The organism is Sorangium sp. So ce381 (assembly GCF_051473845.1).
In the GTDB taxonomy this organism is placed as follows: domain Bacteria; phylum Myxococcota_A; class Polyangia; order Polyangiales; family Polyangiaceae; genus Sorangium; species Sorangium atrum.
On sequence record NZ_CP150336.1, the window covers coordinates 6,298,827 to 6,317,354 of the forward strand.

Sequence of the window (18,528 nt, forward strand, 5' to 3'; positions counted from 1 at the left end):
CGTCAGTAGAGGTGGCAGGCGCCGCGGTGCTCGGGCGCGATTTCACGAAGGACGGGCAGCTCGTTCTGGCAGGTCGCGAAGGCCTGCGGACACCGGGGGTGGAAGCGGCAACCGGGCGGCGGGTTGCGCATGTCGGGCGGCGACCCCGGGATGCCCTGCAGCTTGCGGCGCGGCCCCCGGACGGAGGGGAACGACCCGAGCAGCCCCTGCGTGTACGGGTGCTTCGGATCGCTGAAGAGGTCCTTGGCGCGGGCGGTCTCCGCGAGCTTGCCCGCGTAGAGGATGGCGATGCGCGTGGAGAACTCGGCGATGAGCGAGAGATCGTGCGTGATGAAGAGGATCGAGAAGCCGAGGCGCTCCTTGAGCTCGGCGATCTGCTGCAGGATCTCCTTCTGCACGACCACGTCGAGCGCCGTCGTGGGCTCATCCATGATGAGGAACGGCGGCTTGAGCGCCATCGCGATCGCGATCACCACGCGCTGGCGCATGCCGCCCGACAGCTGGTGCGGGTAGCTGTTCAGGCGCGACGAGTCGATGTTCACGAGCTTGAGCAGCGCGGCCGCGCGCTCCATCGCCTGAGCGGGGGTCACGCCGTCGTGCGCGATGATCGGATCCGCGATCTGCTCGCCGATCGTCAGCACCGGGTTGAGCGCGGTCATCGCGCTCTGGAACACCAGCGCCATCTTCCGCCAGCGGAAGGCGCGGAGCTGCTCCTCGTTCATCGCCAGGACGTCCTGCCCGGCGAAGTACACGTGCCCGCCCGTGATGACCGCCGGCGGACGGAGCAGCCGCATGATGGCCATCGCCACCGTCGACTTGCCGCTCCCCGACTCGCCCGCGAGGCCGAGCACCTCGCCGGGGGCGATGTCGAAGGAGACGTTGTCGACCGCGCACACCGGACCCGTCGGGGTGATGAACTCGACCCGGAGATCCTGAACCGAGAGAAGCGGACTAGGCGCCATGAGTCCTCACCACCGGCGTAGACGGACCCGCCGTGACCTTGCGGCTCCTGAGGAGACGCGACCAGGCTCCCTCCGCGCGGAGCCGCGGATTCGAGATCTCGTCGATCGCGTAATTGATGAGCGTGAGCGCGAACCCGACGAGCGCGACGCACACGCCGGTGGGCACGATGGTCCACCAGGCGCCCGTGAGGAGCGCGGCGTTGTTGCTCGCCCAGTAGAGGTTCGTCCCCCAGGTGACGGCGCTCAGGTCGCCGAGACCGAGGAACTCGAGGCCGACCTGGGCGCCGATGGCGTAGACCGTCGCGCCGATGAAGCCGGACATGAGGAGCGACGTCATGTTCGGCAGGATCTCCACGAAGATGATGCGCGCGCTGCTCTCGCCGCTCACGAGGGCCGCGGACACGAAGTCCTTGTCGCGCAGCGCGAGCACCTGCGAGCGGAGCACACGCGCGTTCCACGCCCAGCCCGTGAGGACGAGGACGAACAGGATCGTCAGCGGCCCGGCCGGCAGGTAGGCCGCGATGACCACGGCCATCGGCAGGCCAGGGATGATCAGGAACACGTTCGTGAGCAGCGAGAGCACGCTGTCGATCCAGCCGCCGAAGTAGCCCCCGGCCATGCCGATCGCCGCGCCGATCGCGATCACGGCGAAGCCCGTGGCGAAGCCGACGGCCAGCGAGGTCCGCGCGCCGACGATCGTCTGCGCGAGCACGTCCTGCCCCTGGCCGTTCGTGCCGAACAGGTGCTCGGCGGAGGGAGCCTCGTGCGGCATGCCCACGAACGCGTGCGGATCTTGGCCCACGATCGAGGGACCGAGCAGCGAGAGGAGCAGGAAGAAGAGCACAATGAGCGTGCCCGCCATCGCCTTGCGATTCGAGAGGAGCAGGCGGAGCCATCCCGCCGCACGGGAGCCGCCGCCCCCGCTGTTGCCTTGTTGCGCAGCCATCGCTTCTCCTGGACCCAGCCGTCAGCGCCCGCGGGCGCGGGGATCAAGAAACACGTAGATCACGTCGACCAGGAAGTTCGCCCCCAGCACGGCGAACGTGATGGTGAGGAATATCCCCTGCATGAGCGGATAGTCCTGGTTTCGAACCGCCTGGATGAGCAGATAACCTTGCCCCGGATACGAGAAGACGATCTCGGTCAGCAGCGAGCCGGCGAGGACGAAGCCGAGCGCCATGCCGAAGCCGGTGACGTTGGGCAGGAGCGCGTTCCTCGCGGCGTAGGTGAACATGACCCGCCACTGCGAGAGCCCCTTGGCCTGCGCCATCGTGATGTACTCCTCGGACAGCACGGTGACCATCGCGCTGCGCATACCGAGCATCCAGCCGCCGATGGTGGCGATGACGATCGACAGGGCGGGCAGGATCATGTGCGAGATCACGCTCCCGATGAACTCCAGGCTCCAGTCGGGCGAGAGCGTGTCGCTGTAGGCGTGGCGCAGCGGGAAGGCCCCGAGCACGAACCCGAGGATGTAGAGCGACACCATCGCGAGCCAGAAGTAGGGGAACGCGCCGAGGAACATCAGGACCGGCGGCATGACCGAGTCGAGCCAGCCGCCCCGCTTCCACGTCGCGATGATCCCGAGCAGCGTCCCCAGGCCGAAGCTGACGATCACGGCGGCGCCCGACAGGAGCAGCGTCCAGCCGAGGCCCGTCGCGATCACCTCCGTCACCTTCGCGGGGAAGTGCGCGACCGACGTGCCGAAATCGCCGACCAGGATGTGGCTCAGGTAGGTGAAGTACTGCTTGTAGAGCGGCTCACCCGTGAACCCGAACGCCTTCCGCAGCGCATCGATCGCCTCCGGCTGCAGCTGCCCCCGGAAGCGCACGAACATGGCCGAGGCTGGATCGCCCGGCATGGCGCGCGGAATAAGGAAGTTCAGGGTGAGCGAGGCCCACGCCGCGATGAAGTACAAGCCCAGCTGTCGCAGAAGGTAACGCACAGAAGCTCTCTCTTTTAACCTGCGCTCCGGATCAGGTCACGCCCAACTTCACTTCGGCTTGAGCTCGGTGAGGACCAGCAGGTACTCGGGCGGGTTGTTGGGCGACAGCTTCGCGTACGGGTTCTCCTTGCTGGGGAACCCCGTGAAGCGGCGTGTGTTGTACTCGCCCCAGGACGGCCCGGGGAACAGCGGGATCGAGGGCGCCGTCTCGGAGAAGATCTCCTGGAGCTGCTCGATGATCTTCTTCTGCTCCGCCGGATCGGTCGCGGCCTCGAACGCCTCGAAGAGGCTGTCGGCCTGCTTGGCGCCGAAGCGGTGCCAGTTGCGCGCCGACGTCTCGCCGACCGGCTTCGCGGTCGCGGTGCCGAGGAGGTCTCGGTAGAAGTTGTAGGGGGTCGGCTCCTCGTTCGACCAGCCCATCGACAGGTCGAACGTGCCCTTCTGGAGCGCCTCGAAGAACGCGCTGAAGTCGTACGTCTTCAGCGTCGCCTCGACGCCGATCTGCTTCACCTGCTGCGTGACGATCTGCGCCGCGCGCACCCAGTCGGACCAGCCCGTGACGACGTTGAGATCGAAGCGCAGCGGCTTCCCGTCCTTCACGCGGATGCCGTCCGCTCCCTTGGCATAACCCGCCTCGTCGAGGATCTGGTTCGCCTTGGCCACGTTGAACTTGACCCAGTCGCCCGCCTCGACCGTCTTCTGGCTGCGCCAGCGCTCGTGCGCGTCGCTCAGCGCCGTCGCGTCCGCCGGCCGCGTGTAGTTGTTCATCGCGACCTTGACGATCTGCTCGCGGTCGAGCGACATGCTGATCGCCTTGCGCACCCGCGCGTCGTCGAGGGGCTTCTTCGTCGTGTTCGTGTAGACGAACACGGTGCTGCCGACGAGCGGGAACCAGTAGTGGTGATTCGTCGGGTCCTTGCCGACGTAGACCTTCTCGATCTCCGGGACGAAGTTGCCGGCCCAGTCGACCTCGCCGTTCAAGAGCGCCAGGTTCGCCTGGTCGTTGCCCGGGTACGCCGGGAAGCGGAGCCCCTTGATCGCCGGCTTGCCCTGCTGCCAGTAGTTCGGGTTCCGGCCGAGCTCGTAGATCTGGTTCTGGAAGGTCTTCACCTCGGTGAAGGGCCCCGTCGCGACCGGGTTCTCGTTCGTGTACGTGACCGGATCCGCCACGTCCTTCCACTTGTGCTCCGGCACGATCGGCTGGTGGCCGAGGAAGACGAGCCCGGGGACGTACGGCCGCGTGAGCGTGAACTCGACCGTGGAGTCGCTCTTCGCCTCAACCGAGGTCAGCCACTTCCAGACGCCTTGCAGGTCGAGGGCGACGTGCTTCTTCAGGAGCCCGAAGGTGAAGGCCACGTCCTTCGCGGTGAACGGCTGGCCATCGGACCACTTGACGCCGGGCCGCGTCGTGACGGTGAGCGTCTTGTTCCCGTTGCCCCACTCGTACTTCGATGCGAGCCAGGGGGTGAACTCGCCCTTCATCGTGTTGTAAACGAGGAGCGGCTCGTAGATGCCAGCGACGGTTGGCCAGCGAACGTTGCCTGGTGCGAGCAGGGGATTGAAGTTCCGCACCCATGACGCTTGCTGCTCGATCGAGACGGTCAGGAAGGTGTCGGCGGCCGGCGAGGGCTTGCCCGGCGCCGTGCTGGCGCCGCCCGTGGACTCCTTGGTCGGTTCGGTCTTCCCGCACCCCGCTGTGACACCGACCGAAAGCAGCAACGTCGACAACACGAAGGTCCGACGCGGCAACAACCAGTTCCTCATGAGAATGCTCCTCGCGGGGCCCTCGTGGTTACGCCCGAGCGCCCACCGTCCCTCTCCCACTCCTCGATCTCCCTGGAAGCCACCACGCGGCAGAGCGGCTCGCCGGAATTCGACACCGCGACGCAGTGCGCCATACCAGCATCCAGACGTCGGCACTGTAGCCGTTTTCGCACAGCAGTGTCAACGGGGATTCGAGGTCGCTGTCAAGTTCTCGCGCCGCTTACTCAGGCGCGTTTTCAAGGGAGATGTCGTGGCGCGTCATGTCTCGCAGCAGCAACTCCGTCTCATGCTCATGCTCATGCTGTCATCACGCTTCATGAGGAATGATGGCCTAAGCACTGACACTGTTATTTTCTTTGGACGCAGCAAGAAAGTAAGCAGTCACGAACTGCGTCGCTTCACGCACATCAGGTGCGCCGCGGTCCACGCGCGTCCGGGGCAGGTCTATACAGACGTCCGCGGGCGATTACAAGACCAGAAATTTCCAACTTCGCGCCGGTGACGGGTGAGCACGCTTCCAGGGCGAGCGCGGACGCCCCCTGGGCGAACGGAGCGGGAAGGCCGCCTCAGGGAGGCGGGCGCGGGCGGAGCGTCGGGTGCGCTCAGCGCCGTAGTGCGGGCCGCGATTCGACGCCTGATGGGCTGGTCCTCTCCGCCGTGAGCCGCGAGTAGCACGTATCAGGAAAGGCTCCCTTCGATGTCATCCATGTTTCGCGCGCAGGCGCGGGGGGGCAGGCGGGCGGCCGCGAGCGCGCCTCAAGGGAGCGGGGGAGCGGACGCTGGCACGCGGAGCTCCCTGCCGAAGAGCTCTTCTGCGGTGCAGTCGTCGAGGAACGCGCTCTCCTTATCATCATCCCGCTTCAGCTCAGGTTCGGGCGAGCCTTGCACGACCAGCCCGAAGCGGTTGTCCAGGGCGCGAACCCGGGAGAGGCGACCCGAGCTCCGGTCGTACAGGATGCCGGCGCGCGCACAGCCTTCCACCCGCACGTCGTCGAGCGCGACGGTGGAGCCGGCGAGCGCGAGGACGCCATCGGCGACGAGCTCGTCGCGCCGCCTGCCCCGGGCGGAGCGGGGATCACCGGTCACCCCGTCGACGACGATCTGCGAGATCTCCGCCTCGGAGGCGAACAGCACGACGCCGGCCGTGCGGCTCCCGCGGACGATGGACGAGGCGAGGCGGATCTCGTACCCCGCGGCGGCGACGCCGATGCCCGTGCTGTCGTTGTGTGCTTCGTCGTCGTCCTCGCCGGATTCGCCGCCCGCGGTGCCGTCGATCAGGTTCCCGATGATCTCGACCCTGCTGCCGAGCACCTCCGTGCCGGCGAAGACGCCGACGGAGCGGTTGCCGCTCACGACATTGCCCTCGAGCACGGCGGTGGCGCCCCGGTGGATGACGATCCCCTGCCCCACCGGCGCGCGGCGGTCCGGCGCGACATGCCCCTCGACGAGGTTGCCTGTCACCGTCGCCTCGGACCCGTCATATCCCACGAGCAGACCGGTGCCCTCGTTGCTGCGAATGGCGTTCGACGCGAGCGTCACTCGGCCCTCCGCCACGGTCAGCCCGGCGCCGTCCCCCCAGCCGCCGTCGGCGACGGTGCCTTCGATGAGGTTGCCGCCGGCGATCAGCTCGGCGGACGAGTCGCCGACGTGGACCCCGGTTCCGCGGTTCCGGACGACCGCGCTGTCGTGGAGGCGCATCGCCGCGCCGCGGGCGACGGCGACGCCGAATCCGCCGAGCAGCGACCCGGTCGGGGCCGCCACCGTGCCCTGCACCAGGCTCCGCGTCATCGTCGCCGCGGTGCCCTCGCCGATGACGGCGACGCCGATCTCCGTGTTGCCGAGGACCACGCTGGAGTCGATCGCGACGCGCGCTCGCCTCGCCGCATACACGCCGACGCCGTAAGGCGGGTCGGAGCTCCCGGGGCCGGTCCCCTCGACGAGGACGCCGGAGAGGGTCGCGGACGCGCTGGCCGCCACGAGGATCCCGGACAGCTGGTTACCGACGACAGCCGTGCTCTCGATCGACGCCTCGGCGCCGTCCTGCACGACGATCCCCTGGCCGTCCGCCGGGTAGCGCCCCGTCGACACGGTCCCCTCGACGAGGCTGCCCACCACGGACGCCGTGGCGCCCGCCTGGAGCGCCGCCACGCCGGCCGCGCGGTTGCCCGTCAAGGCGCTCTCCTTCACGAGGAGCGCGCCGCCGGCGTCCGCAAAGGCGCCGATGCCGGCCCCCGCGCCGCCGTCGCGCGTCCCCTCGATCCAGCTCTGCGCCACCGAGACGCGGGCGCCATCGCCCGACAGGACGCCGGCGTGCGTGGCGTCCTTGATGTGAACGCGCTCGAGCGTCACGGCGCTCGCGCCGGTCGCCACGACGCCGGCGCCGTCTCCGCCGATCTCGATCCCCCGGAGCGTCACCTCCCCTGCGTCGAGCACGGCCACGATCGCGGGAGGACGCGTGGTCGAGCTCACCCCGCGGATCCGCACGCGCGAGGCGCACCGGCCGGCGATCTCGACCGGCTTCGTGACGACGACCGGCTCGTCGTAGGTCCCCTCCGCGAGCGCGATCGTCCCGCCGTCGGCGACGAGCCCGAGCGCCGCCTCGATCGTCGTGACCGGCCTCGCCTCGGATCCGTCGCCGTCCGCGCCGGAGTAGCTCGGATCCACATAGACGTTCCCGGACACGCGCGCGACGCTCCCCCACGGCCCGCGCCCGCAGCCGGCGGGGCCGTCGACCGGCACACACCCCGCTTCCGGCGTCGCGAACGTGCCTGTCGGGCACCTCGCCATGGCCGGCCTGCAGAGCCCGTCGTCGCCCGCGAGCTCCGGAGCGCAGCGCGGGATGCCTGCGGGAATACAGCCCTCATCGAACTTCGGGATCGTCCCCGCAGGGCATTTCGCCATCGATGGATGGCAGAGCCCGTCGTCCTCCACGAACAGCTCGGCGCACCCCTGGATGCCCACCGGCATGCACGCGTCCGCGGGGCCGAGGACGTGCCCGGGCGCGCAGCTCGGCGCCCGCGGCGCGACGCCCTCGCATGCGAGCGGGGCGACGGAGCTCTGCGAAGGGTCGCTGCACGCCGAGACGACCGATAGAAGGGCCGCGATGCTGGCGGCCAGGCAAGATGAACCCGCGCGCGTCGCGCAGAAGCGCATGCAATCCCCTCCTTGGAAAGCGCTGCCTCGCGGGCTCCGCTCCTCGGGCGAACAGCTCTCCAGAGCTCCCGCAGCAGCGCGGATACCGCGCGTAGCCTCCATGAACAGGCGCTCCGAGCGCCCGAGATCGTCGGTGAGCCCACGCCAGGATGACGAGGACGCCGCCTGTGCGCCTGTGCGCCCGAGCGGCGCCGCGCGAGCTCCTTTAGCGTAATGAATCCTACAACGGGAGATGCGCCCCTGCCAGGCAAAGGGCTCGTGATCGCGCCGACTTTCCCTTCCCTGCAGCGCCGCGGACGGCCACGCCGCGCCGGGTCTCCCGGCGTGGGCGCGCGCGCCTCGCTGACACCGAGGCTCGCGCGCGCGGCCGAGCGTGTGGGTCAGACGTCTTCTGTCGACCACGTCGAGCCGGCCGAGCGCGGCGCAGGGATGCCTCGCCACGGCGGCCGCTCCCGCTGCACCGCAGGCTCGCCGTCCGCGGCTGAAGGCGGCGGCCGCGCCGTCGTTCCGGACGACGTGGCCACGCGCGGCGCAGCGCAGAGCGCGGCACAGGCGCGCGACGACGACGAGGTTGCCGCAGGAGGAGCGCCGCACAGGGCCCTTGTCGGCCGAAGTGGGCTGAGCAGGGCGTGACCAGATGGCCGCAAGCGATGAGAACATCGCCGCCGACGAGCGCAGATGTCGAGTCTCCGCAGCCCTTGATTGCAGGGATCGACCAGGTCTTCGGAAATGCGGCTTGCCGAGCGCGATAAAGCCGCAAGTCGGGTCGTCCTCCCCCCGTCTCATGCCGTCCCGCCGCGCGCGAAGCGCGGGGGGCGCCCCGCGATGGGCGTCGACATTTGCCTTTCTCCAGCGCTCGAAAGGCTCCCACATCGGCGCTGCGAGGCGGCGTCGGCGCGCGCGGGGCGCGGCGGCTCCCCGGCGCGACGAAACGGGGCAGAACGCTCACCGGGCGCGGATTCAGACAATGCACTTTCGCCGTCGCCGACGCGGCAGGCTCTGCACACGCGCGGTCAGGCACGCAGCCTGCTCTCCACGCCGTTCAACATGCCGGCGCGGGCCCGAGGGCCGTAGCAGGGCATGGAAGGAGGACGGATGGTTCGCTCAATCGATATGAAGATGGCGCACGCGGCGATGCTCTTTTCTGTGTTGATGACCGGGTGCGCAGTCGACGCGGTGGCTCCGCAAGAGGCGGACTCGGACCAGGCTGACGTCGACGTGGCGTCGAGTGAGCAGGCGTTGGAGGCAGACGAAGCGACGGACGAGGAGACGCGGGGCGGCGGCCTGATCGGCGCGCCCGGGGTGCCGGGCAAGACCGATATCGGCCAGGGCCCCATCAAGGGCGGCCCGCTCCAGGGCCCCGGCGGCGTCGGACAGGGCCCCATCAAGGGCGGCCTCGGCGGCCCGCTCCAGGGCCCCGGCGACATCGGCCAGGGCCCCATCAAGGGTGGCCTCGGCGGCCCGCTCCAGGGCCCCGGCGACATCGGCCAGGGCCCCATCAAGGGTGGCCTCGGCGGCCCGCTCCAGGGCCCCGGCGACATCGGCCAGGGCCCCATCAAGGGCGGCCCGCTCCAGGGCCCCGGCGGCGTCGGACAGGGCCCCATCAAGGGCGGCCTCGGCGGCCCGCTCCAGGGCCCCGGCGACATCGGCCAGGGCCCCATCAAGGGCGGCCTCGGCGGCCCGCTCCAGGGCCCCGGCGGCCCGCTCCAGGGCCCCGGCGGCCCCGTTGGTCAGGTCGGGCAGATGGGCGGCCCGGTCGGGCAGATGGGCGGGATCCCCGGCCTCGGCGGCTACCCGGGAGGCCTGGGCGGCTACCCGGGGGGCATGGGCGGATTCGGGTGGCCGCTCGGCATGGGCGGCTATCCGTACGGCGGCTTCGGCTTCCCCGGCGGCTTCGGCGCGCCGCTCGGTGGCTTCGGCGGCGGTGGGTGCTGCGGCGGCGGTGGTCTCCCTGGCTTTCCCTGACGTCGTTCCCTGGGCGCGACGGCCACGCTGCCGCCGCGAGCCGTGGTGAATCGATACGAGGATCCGCCCGAACCTGCGGGGAGAGTCACATCAGCTCCCCGCGAGGCGGGCGGCCCGTCCGTCGACCCCGCGAAACGTTGGACCCCCGCCGCGCGGTCGAGGCAGCATACGGGGATGGAAGACGTCCCCCTCCTAGAGCGCGAACCGGAGACCAACATCTTCGGCGAATCCATGGCGGTGTTTCACACCGCCGCGGACCTCATCGGCCTGGCTCCCCGCATCCGGCTGGAGCTCGAGCAGCCCGACTACGAGCACATCTTCTACATCACCACGCAGCTCCAGGACCGCCTCGTCCCCTTCCGCGGAGAGGCGGCCGCCGCCTACGAGCGGCTCCCTGCGTCGGTGATCCCGAACCGGGCCGCGATCACCCCGCTCTTCAACGGCAAGCTCATCCTCCGCCCCGAGGCGCTCCGGAGCGGCTCGATCCACGTGCAGGACGGAGCGATCCGCCTCGGCGACCAGGGACTTTACCGCATCCAGCCCGGCGCGTTCGTGCGCTTCAAGGCCTATCGCGTCCAGCACAACCAGGCGCGAGGGCCTTACAAGGGCGGGCTGCGCTTCCACAAGGCCGTGTCGCTCGACCTGTTCAACGCGCTCGCCGCCGAGATGACGTGGAAGACGGCCATCGCCGATGTCCCGTTCGGCGGCGCCAAGGGGGGTATTCGCATGGATCCGCGCGAGCACAGCAAGGAGGAGCTCGAGGCGATCTCGCTCCGGTACATGTACCGGCTGAAGCAGCTCGTCGGGCCCAACGTGGACATCCCCGCGCCGGACGTGGGAACGAACGCCGAGGTGATGGCGTGGCTCCTGCGCCAGTACAGCGACGGCGAGCGCGAGCGGGTCAATCACCGCGGCGTCGTCACGGGCAAGGACGTGCGCATCGGCGGCTCCGAGGGGCGCGTCAAGGCGACCGGGCAGGGGCTCGCGTACTGCATCGAGGAGTGGTACGCGCAGCGCGGCGCTTCCCTCGCGGGGGCGCGCTTCATCGTGCAGGGCTTCGGCAACGTCGGCTCCGCCGCCGCCGAGATCCTGTGCCGGATGGGCGCGCGGTGCGTGGCGGTGCAGGACGCCGACGGCGCGATCTACGACCCGAACGGCATCGACGTCGGCGCGCTGATGACCCACGTCAACGAGAACCCGCAGAACCTCCGGCGGTCGGTCGCCGGCTACAGCGGCGCCCAGGCGATCGCGCGGGACGATTTCTGGAGCGTGGACGCGGACATCTGCATCCCGGCCGCGCTCGGCGACGCCATCACCGGCGAGGTGGCCGAGCGGCTCAAGGCGAAGCTCGTGGCCGAGGGCGCCAACCGGCCGACCACGACCGAGGGCGACAAGGTGCTCGCGGAGCGCGGCATCAGCGTCATCCCCGACATCATCGGCAACGCGGGGGGCGTGACCGTCTCCTATTACGAGTGGGTCCAGAACAAGCGCATGGAGCACTGGACCGAGGGCGAGGTGAACGCGCGGCTGGAGCGCGCCATCAAGAGCAACTACCGCCTGATCTGCGACATCGCGGAGGACCGGCCGCGCCGCTCGGAAGATCACGACTCGACCAGGCTCGTCCTGGGCAAGCGCCTGCCGATGCGGCTCGCCGCGATGGTGCTCGCGCTCAAGCGGATCGAGGCGCACTACATGCTCGAAGGGTTCTCCCAATGAGCTCGGCGAAATGACGAGAGCGGCGCGCGTCCGGCGCGCGTCCGGCGCGCGTCCGGCGCTCGATCGGTCGGTTGGGCGGCCGGACGCCCGCCCGGCGAGGGCTAACGAGCGACGCCGTACCCGAGCTTCTTGATGCCGTAGACCTTGATCTTGTGCTGGAGCGTCCGCAGCGGCAGCTCGAGGCGACGCGCCGCCTCCGTCTGGTTCCAGTCGGACGCGCGCAGCGCCTCGAGCAGGAGCTCGGCCTCGATCTGCTCCAGGCGCGTCTTGAGGCCGACCGTGGGGGCCGCCGCCTGCCCCGGATCGGACGCGCGCGAGGGCAGCGGCTCGGACGCGCGCTGGGAGAGGGCCGGCGCGACGCCGGGCTCGGACGAGCGCGAGACGTCGACGGCGCGGGAGGGCGTGGGCGGCGAGCTGGGAGAGGTCACCGCCAGGCGGATGCGCTCGGGGAGATCGCGCGCCATGATCGCCTCGCCCTCCGCGATCACCACCGCCCGCTCGATCGCGTTCCGGAGCTCACGCACGTTGCCGGGCCACGAGTAGCACTTCAGGAGGGCCAGCGCCTCGGGCGCGAGCGACTGGACCCTGCTGATGTTCGCCGAGTTCGCCTGCGCCAGGAAGCCCGCCGCGAGCGTCGCGATGTCGTCGCGGCGCGCGCGGAGCGGCGGGATGCTCAGCGTCATCGCGTTCAGCCGGTAGAGCAGATCGAGCCGGAACGTGCCCGCGTCGCACATCGCGTCGAGATCGCGGTGCGTCGCCGCGATCACGCGGACATCGACCTCCAGCTCCTTGGTCGCGCCGACGCGCGTCACCCGCTTGGTCTCGAGCACGCGCAGGAGCGCGGCCTGCGCGGCCGCGGGCAGCTCGCCGATCTCGTCGAGCAGGACCGTGCCGCCGGTGGCCGCCTCGAAGACGCCCTTGTGCTGCTGGCTCGCCCCGGTGAAGGCGCCGCGCTCGTGGCCGAAGAGGGTGCTCTCGACGAGCAGCGCCGGGATCGCCCCGCAATTCACGCAGATGAGCGGCTCGCCGCGGCGCGGGCTGCGGTCGTGGATGAACCTCGCGAGCACCTCCTTGCCCGTCCCGGTCTCGCCGCGAAGGAGCACCGGGATCGAGGAGCGCGCGGCCCGCAGCGCCACCTCGACGAGCGATCGCATGAGCGGGCTCTTGGTCGCGAGGAGGTGGCCGTCGGCCTCCCACTGGCTCTCCGGCGGCGCGCCCGGCGGGCCCGCCTCGTCGGGCGGCCGGGTGCTGTCGACCTTCGGCGCGACGTAGAACAGCGCGCCCTCCGGGGGCGCGTGGCGCACGGGCTCGGCGGGCGTGGCGCTCCGCGACGCCTCGTGGCTGACCTCGATGAGCTTGTCGATGGACGTCGCGGCGTCCGGGGACACGGCGACCCCCGAGACCAGCACGGGCTCGCCCTCGCGGCGCGCGACGATCGCCTTCGCGAGCTCCTCGGCGAGCTCGGGGGTGACCTCGGGGAGCAGGATCTCGAGGGTGTCGGCGCTGTAGAACGCGACGCGATCGACGGGCCTCAGCGCCTCGCGCACGCGGAGCCCCCAGTGGCGGAGGTGGCTCGCCTGCGCGCCGAGCGAGCGGACCACGACGAGCGCGAACTTGCGGCCGAAGAACCTGGACCGCACGATCTCGGCCTGGAGCGCGAAGCGGAGCGCGTCGGAGCCCTCCAGGCCGAACGGGGGCATCTCGCCCCCGGAGAGCACGTGGACCGACGCGACGATGCCGCCGAGCAGCACCTCGTCCCCGGCCTTGACCACACCGCTCTCGACCCGCTGCCCTGAAATGCGCGTCCCGTTGCGCGAGCCGAGGTCCTCGACCACGACCTCGCCGCCCACGAGCGTGAAGCGCGCGTGCCGCCGCGAGATGCTCCTGTCCCGGATCACCACGTCGGCCGGGGGCTCCCTGCCGACGACGACGCCGACGCCGGGGTTCATCGGAGCCATCTCGACGCCGTCATGATGATAGATGAGCAGGAGCACACGCCGCTTCTCCGAGCGCGCGCCCTGGAGGAGCTCACCTGTCTTGATGGACAGCGGCGCGGTCGTCGCCATGGGGCCGGTCCTGTAACCGCTCACACTGCCCAACTACGCCTCATTCCTTCCAACGGCAACCGGGAAGCGGCGGCGCCCCCGGCCTTCGACGAAGGCGCGCGGGGGCGAGCAGTCCGTCTGGCGCTCGCGGCGCTCGCGGCGCTCGCGGCGCTCGCCTCGCCGCGTGTCCGCGCCGCCGACGGGCGTTTTCGCTGCCCGCGCGCGCCTTCGTCGAAGGCCGGGGGCGCCGCGCGGGGCGTCCGCATGGTAAGGAGGTCGTATGCTCCACCTCAACGCCGAATGGACACAGGTGCTCCGCCGGTACAAAGAAGACCACCAGGATCCACGCAACCAGGCGTGTCACCAGGTCGGCATACCGCTGATCGTCGCGAGCTTCCCGGTGGGCGCGACGCTCATCGGCCTCCCGCTCGCGGCCGCGATGTTCACGACGGGCTGGGGCTTCCAGCTCGTGGGCCACTACTTCGAGGGAAAGAAGCCGTCGTTCGTGGACGACAAGCGGAGCTTGGTCATCGGCGTGCTCTGGTGTCTCGAGAAGTACGGCCTGCGCGTCTTCGAGGAGACGCCAGCCCCCTGACGCTCCTCGCCAGGTGCTTCCCAAGCGCGGTCCACGTGCACGGCTGTGACGTGGACAGATCGGCCTCCTGCCTCGGAAAACCATGGAACATGGTTTTCTCTGCCACTGTGCTGCATCGCGCAAAGCTTTCTTGACGTGATGAACGCACGGTCGTACCTGTGTCGCGGGCGGGCGACGACTCTTCCTCTCTCGGGTTCTCGGCAGGCACCGCGCCCGCCGGCGCATCGACGTCCGTCCAGCGCGTGCGCCTGTCCCGGCGAGCTCCCGGAGCGTCGTGAGCGGCCCACCGCAGGCGATGAGATGGACGAGGACGAGGAGACGGGGGATGGGGGCTGCGGGGAGCATGAGGGGGAAAGTCGCCGTGATCACGGGGGGCACCTCGGGGATCGGGCTCGCGACGGCATCCGCGCTGGCGCGGCAGGGGGCCCGGGTGACCGTGCTCTGCCGCCGGACCGGCTCCGACGGCGCGAGGAAGCTCGCCGCGCTGAAGGCGCTGGGCGAGGTCAGCCTCGTCGAGTGTGACCTCGGCCGGCTCGCCTCCGTACGCGCGGCGGCCCGCCAGGTGGCCGACCGGTGTCGGGTCGTTCACCTGCTCGTGAACAACGCGGGCGTGTTCCTGCGTGAACGAGCGGAGTCGGCCGACGGCCTCGAGATGACGTTCCAGGTGAACTACCTGTCGCATTTCCTGCTGTCGAACCTGCTGCTCGACCGGCTCAAGGCCGCGCGCGGCGCGCGCGTCGTCAACATGGTCGCGCCGGTGGACAGCATCCGGCTCGACTTCGACGATCTCATGTCGAAGCGCTCCTATTCGTTCCTCTCCGCCTCGGCGCGGTCGAAGCTCGCGCTCGTGCTCGCGGCGCGCCGCCTCTCGGAGAGGCTCTCGAGCACCGGAGCCCAGGTGCTCTGCTACTACCCTGGCCTCGTGCGCTCAGGGCTGTTCGAGGGGACATCGCGCGTCCTCAAGGCGCTGATCGACGTCGTGGGCGCGACCCCGGCGCAGGCCGCCGCGAACCTCCTCGCGATCCTGGCCGACACGGCGCCCACCGGGAGCCCCGCCTTCTTCGAGCGGACCAGGGCGAGGCCGCTCAAGGGAATGGCGACCGACGCCGAGGCGGCCTCGCGGCTCTGGGAGATGAGCTCGAGGCTCGTCGGCTTCACCTGAACGGACGCCCCACCCGGCTCATCGAGGTCCGCGCTTCTTGAGCTCCGCAGCGAGCGACGACTGCACGCGCTCGACCTCCCGGCCGATGGCCCGCACCGCCTCCGTCGCGCTCTCGAGCGTCCCCGCGCGCGCCTCCCGATCGAGCCGCGCGCAGAGCTCCTTCAGGCTGAAGGCCGCGAGCGCGTCGGCGCTCTCGTAGAGCGCCCAGGCGAGCCGCTCGAGCTCGCCGAGCGCGCCCTGCGCCGCGGCCTCGCGCATCGAGGCCACCCGGGTCGGGGCCTCCGTGAGGAAGAGCTCGATCACCTCGGTGACGACGTCGGGCTCGACGGCGCGCAGCCCGCCCCGCGTCCGCGAGGAGGCGGGCTGGCCGCGCTTCGACGTCGACGGAGGCGAGGGCGTGACCAGGGTCGGCGGAGCGAGCTCCACGCTCGGCGGCGCGCCGTCGAGGTGGGCGGCCTCGTAGGCGCCGGACCGCGACGCCGCGCCGGGAGGCCGCCGCGCGCGGTCGCCCTCGTCCTGCCTCGGCGGCTTCGATGAGGCCGCCGCTCGCGGCGACCTCGGCGGGTGCGCGCGCGCCCCGGCGGACATGTGCTCCGGCGGCAGCCCTGCGAGCAGCCGCAGGCTCGAATGCAGCTGCGCGCGCCGGATCGGCTTGATGAGCACGGCGTCGACCTCGGCGCGGCTGGGCGCCTCCCTGCCGGGGTAGGTCATGAGGCCGACGCGAACGGGCGCGATCGCGGGGTCCGCCTTGATGTGCTGGAGCAGCCTCAGCCCGTCGAGATCGGCCAGCTCGAGGTCGATCAGCACCATGTCGTAGTCGACGCCGGCGTCCGCCGCCTCGCGCAGCGCGGCCAGCGCGGCGGCGCCGCTCCCCGAGGTGCGGCAAGCGAGCCCGAGCTCCTCGATCAGCTTTCGCACCACCTGGCGCACCGAGCCGCTGTCGTCGACCACGAGCACCCGCTTCCCGGGCAGGTCGATGCGCGGGATGAGCGCGCGCTCCGCGCCGCGCGCGCGCCGCTCGAACGGCAGCGCGAACGAGATCCCATGCCGGCGCGCGTCGATGTCCGCGGGCTCGCAGAGCTCGCCGCCCATCGCGACGACCAGGCGCTTCGCGATGGCCAACCCGGACGCGATGCCGAGATCCCGCCCGGGCGCAGGCCGCGCTCCCCCGGCCGGCGCGCCCGATGCGCCCGGCGCCGCCGCGCCGTCCGCGCGCCCTGCTCCGCCCGTGAGGCGCACATCGAAGCGCACCCGCGCGCGCGATCGCTCGGGCGCGGCGTCGAGCCTGCCCTTCGCCTCGTCGTCGCGGGCCGCGTCCAGCGCGGCGCGCACCAGCACCTCGCCTCGGGGCGCCGCGCCGATCGCGGTCGCCACGACGTTCTGCAGGATCTGCCGCAGCCGCGCGGCGTCTCCGCGCACCGCCGCCGGCACGTCCGGGTCGACGTCGAGCACGAGCTCGGTCCCGCCGTCATGCGCGCGATCGCCGAGCAGCTCCGCCGCGTCCTCGATCGCCCGGCGCAGATCGAAGTCGGCGAGATCGACGTGCGGCCCGCGGCCGTCCGCCTGGCCGAGCGAGATGAGATCGTCGACCATCGAGAGCACCGCGTCGCCGCTGCTCCGGATGCGCCGCGCCCAGGAGCGCTGCTCCGGGTCGAGCTCGCTGTCGAGCAAGAGGCTGCTGGACCCGACGATCCCGCTGAGCAGCGCCCGGATCTCGTGCCGCATCTGCGCGACCGCGCTCGCCTCACCCTCTTCATGGGCGAGCGCCCACGGCCGCGCGGCCGGCTCCTGCGGCGTGAGCGCGCGCTCCGCGGACTCGCTGCTCCTCGTGCCGGGGCTGCTCTCTGGACCGCTCCGGCGCTGCTCTTTGCCTGCCATCGACGCCCCGCCACGCCTCGGCCGCCCGCCCCACGCGGACCCCACGACGCCGGAGCTTCAAGTGTACTGCTTACAATGCCCCGGAGAGAAGCTCGCCGTGCGCGCCGCGATGAGCGCTCCGCGCCATCTCCATGTCATCCACGCCATCCACGCCATCCACGCCATCCACGCCATTTGCGCAATGTCAGCGCGCGATGTCAGCGTCCGTCAGCTCCGGCGCCCCGCGTCCCGCGCCACGGCGGGGGCGCTCGGCGGCGTCTCCCGCGGCTCGCGAGGCGCGTGGGGGCGGCGCGCGTCCCCGAGCGCCGTCACGACGACGCGCTCGCGATCGACCGCCGCTTCCGCCGAGAGCACGCTGACGGCCGACGGGTCCTCGGACGACGCGAGCGCGCGCCGGCTGTGCCCGAACAGGCGCAGGAGCAGCTCCGGCGGGGCGAAGTCGAGGTCGCTCTCGTGGACGAAGAGCCGCCCGAGGTGCTCGGCGTAGGCGCTGGCGAGCACTTGGAAAGGGATCCTGTCGAAGGCGAGCGCGCGCCGGCGGCTCGCGGCCGCGGACCCGAGCAGCGCCGCGAAGAGGGTCGTGTAGATGGCGCGCAGCCTGATCCGCATCGAGGGCGGGCTGCGCTTCAGGGCCTCGCGCAGGAAGTGGACGTTGAGCGGGACGTGGAACGACTCGTCGCGCGTCAGGATCGTCAGCATCTGGCGCACCGCCGGGTACCGGGCTTCCCGCAGCACGAGGCGGTAGGTCGTCGAGCCGATGGTCTCGAACATGAGGTTCGTGAGCACGATCGTCTCCACCCGCCTCGCGCGGCCGTACAGGCGATAAAAGGTGCCGGTGACGCGGCCCATCGGCCGGACCTCGCCGCCGATGTGCGCGAGGAACTTCGTGAGCAGCTCGCGGTGCCACCCCTCCTCGTTGCCGTAGAGCCGCAGGCACTCGCCGAGCTCGGGGTCCCAGCCGCTCACCTCGTCGGCCAGGGCGTGCGCCTGCATGAGGCCGGACTCCTCGGCGCGGAACGCGGCGTTGAAGAAGGCGATCGCGGCCTGGCGCTCTCCCTCGCTCTCCCACGGGATCGGCCGGGAGAGGTCGAGCTCTTCCTCGTACATCCGCTCCGCGCGGCGGCGCAGCATGGTGAGCCACCACGAGGTGGGACGCTGGACGGGAGGCTTGCGGGAGATCGTCTGGGGCGCTGCAAAAAGCATCGGGCAAGGAGCCCGTCGGTGGCGGATGAGGAGCCGTCTCCTCGATCGCACAGGACGGGACGGGACGGGGCGGGCGGCACCATAGCGCAGTTGTTCGGCGCGGCGCACCCGGGTGCGCCGCGCGCGCGTCGCGAAGACGC

Annotated in this window: 12 protein-coding genes; 4 read left to right on the top strand and 8 right to left on the bottom strand. The window is 71.1% G+C overall.

Annotated features, from left to right (window positions below; genetic code table 11):
* Nucleotides 1-2: 2 nt before the first annotated feature.
* From WMF29_RS23345 to WMF29_RS23365, 5 genes are all read right to left on the bottom strand, one after another.
* Nucleotides 3-962, bottom strand: coding sequence for an ABC transporter ATP-binding protein (locus WMF29_RS23345; protein WP_437330951.1), 960 nt, complete (start codon nucleotides 960-962; stop codon nucleotides 3-5).
* On the bottom strand, nucleotides 952-1,908 hold the full coding sequence (locus WMF29_RS23350) for an ABC transporter permease (protein WP_437330952.1): 957 nt from the start codon (nucleotides 1,906-1,908) through the stop codon (nucleotides 952-954). Before WMF29_RS23350 ends, WMF29_RS23345 begins: the two co-directional genes overlap by 11 nt.
* Nucleotides 1,909-1,929: 21 nt before the next feature.
* Complete coding sequence (locus tag WMF29_RS23355; RefSeq protein WP_272093122.1) at nucleotides 1,930-2,907, bottom strand: ABC transporter permease; 978 nt, start codon at nucleotides 2,905-2,907, stop codon at nucleotides 1,930-1,932.
* Nucleotides 2,908-2,955: 48 nt separating this feature from the next.
* Complete coding sequence (locus tag WMF29_RS23360; RefSeq protein WP_437330953.1) at nucleotides 2,956-4,671, bottom strand: ABC transporter substrate-binding protein; 1,716 nt, start codon at nucleotides 4,669-4,671, stop codon at nucleotides 2,956-2,958.
* Between the two features lie 756 nt (nucleotides 4,672-5,427).
* On the bottom strand, nucleotides 5,428-7,824 hold the full coding sequence (locus WMF29_RS23365) for a right-handed parallel beta-helix repeat-containing protein (RefSeq protein WP_437330954.1): 2,397 nt from the start codon (nucleotides 7,822-7,824) through the stop codon (nucleotides 5,428-5,430).
* Between the two features lie 1,095 nt (nucleotides 7,825-8,919).
* Here WMF29_RS23365 and WMF29_RS23370 point away from each other — a divergent pair.
* The gene (locus WMF29_RS23370; RefSeq protein WP_437330955.1) at nucleotides 8,920-9,789 is read left to right on the top strand and encodes a hypothetical protein; all 870 of its coding nucleotides are present in this window, start codon (nucleotides 8,920-8,922) and stop codon (nucleotides 9,787-9,789) included.
* 174 nt (nucleotides 9,790-9,963) lie between these two features.
* Nucleotides 9,964-11,505 (top strand): Glu/Leu/Phe/Val family dehydrogenase, encoded by a 1,542-nt coding sequence (locus WMF29_RS23375; RefSeq protein WP_437330956.1) that lies wholly within the window; start codon nucleotides 9,964-9,966, stop codon nucleotides 11,503-11,505.
* Nucleotides 11,506-11,606: 101 nt separating this feature from the next.
* On the opposite strand, the gene WMF29_RS23380 is transcribed toward WMF29_RS23375, so the two are convergent.
* Nucleotides 11,607-13,595, bottom strand: a complete 1,989-nt coding sequence (locus WMF29_RS23380) for a sigma 54-interacting transcriptional regulator (RefSeq protein ID WP_437330957.1) — start codon at nucleotides 13,593-13,595, stop codon at nucleotides 11,607-11,609.
* Between the two features lie 235 nt (nucleotides 13,596-13,830).
* Between WMF29_RS23380 and WMF29_RS23385 the strand changes: the two genes are divergently transcribed.
* Together WMF29_RS23385 and WMF29_RS23390 are read left to right on the top strand one after the other, a co-directional pair.
* Complete coding sequence (locus WMF29_RS23385; protein ID WP_437330958.1) at nucleotides 13,831-14,145, top strand: Mpo1-like protein; 315 nt, start codon at nucleotides 13,831-13,833, stop codon at nucleotides 14,143-14,145.
* A 343-nt stretch (nucleotides 14,146-14,488) separates the two neighbouring features.
* Nucleotides 14,489-15,307, top strand: coding sequence for an SDR family NAD(P)-dependent oxidoreductase (locus WMF29_RS23390; RefSeq protein WP_437330959.1), 819 nt, complete (start codon nucleotides 14,489-14,491; stop codon nucleotides 15,305-15,307).
* 18 nt (nucleotides 15,308-15,325) lie between these two features.
* Here the strand turns inward: WMF29_RS23390 and WMF29_RS23395 are convergent, their stop codons facing one another.
* Nucleotides 15,326-17,185, bottom strand: a complete 1,860-nt coding sequence (locus tag WMF29_RS23395) for a response regulator (RefSeq protein ID WP_437330960.1) — start codon at nucleotides 17,183-17,185, stop codon at nucleotides 15,326-15,328.
* 207 nt (nucleotides 17,186-17,392) lie between these two features.
* A complete protein-coding gene (locus WMF29_RS23400) occupies nucleotides 17,393-18,316 on the bottom strand; it encodes a ferritin-like domain-containing protein (protein WP_437330961.1) in 924 nt (307 codons plus the stop codon).
* Nucleotides 18,317-18,528: the final 212 nt, after the last annotated feature.

Coding starts and splice junctions, on each gene's coding strand:
- WMF29_RS23345 (WP_437330951.1), bottom strand. CDS start 962: ATGGCGCCTAGTCCGCTTCTCTCGGTTCAGGATCTCCGGGTCGAGTTC.
- WMF29_RS23350 (WP_437330952.1), bottom strand. CDS start 1,908: ATGGCTGCGCAACAAGGCAACAGCGGGGGCGGCGGCTCCCGTGCGGCG.
- WMF29_RS23360 (WP_437330953.1), bottom strand. CDS start 4,671: ATGAGGAACTGGTTGTTGCCGCGTCGGACCTTCGTGTTGTCGACGTTG.
- WMF29_RS23365 (WP_437330954.1), bottom strand. CDS start 7,824: ATGCGCTTCTGCGCGACGCGCGCGGGTTCATCTTGCCTGGCCGCCAGC.
- WMF29_RS23370 (WP_437330955.1), top strand. CDS start 8,920: ATGGTTCGCTCAATCGATATGAAGATGGCGCACGCGGCGATGCTCTTT.
- WMF29_RS23375 (WP_437330956.1), top strand. CDS start 9,964: ATGGAAGACGTCCCCCTCCTAGAGCGCGAACCGGAGACCAACATCTTC.
- WMF29_RS23385 (WP_437330958.1), top strand. CDS start 13,831: ATGCTCCACCTCAACGCCGAATGGACACAGGTGCTCCGCCGGTACAAA.
- WMF29_RS23390 (WP_437330959.1), top strand. CDS start 14,489: ATGAGGGGGAAAGTCGCCGTGATCACGGGGGGCACCTCGGGGATCGGG.
- WMF29_RS23395 (WP_437330960.1), bottom strand. CDS start 17,185: ATGGCAGGCAAAGAGCAGCGCCGGAGCGGTCCAGAGAGCAGCCCCGGC.
- WMF29_RS23400 (WP_437330961.1), bottom strand. CDS start 18,316: ATGCTGCGCCGCCGCGCGGAGCGGATGTACGAGGAAGAGCTCGACCTC.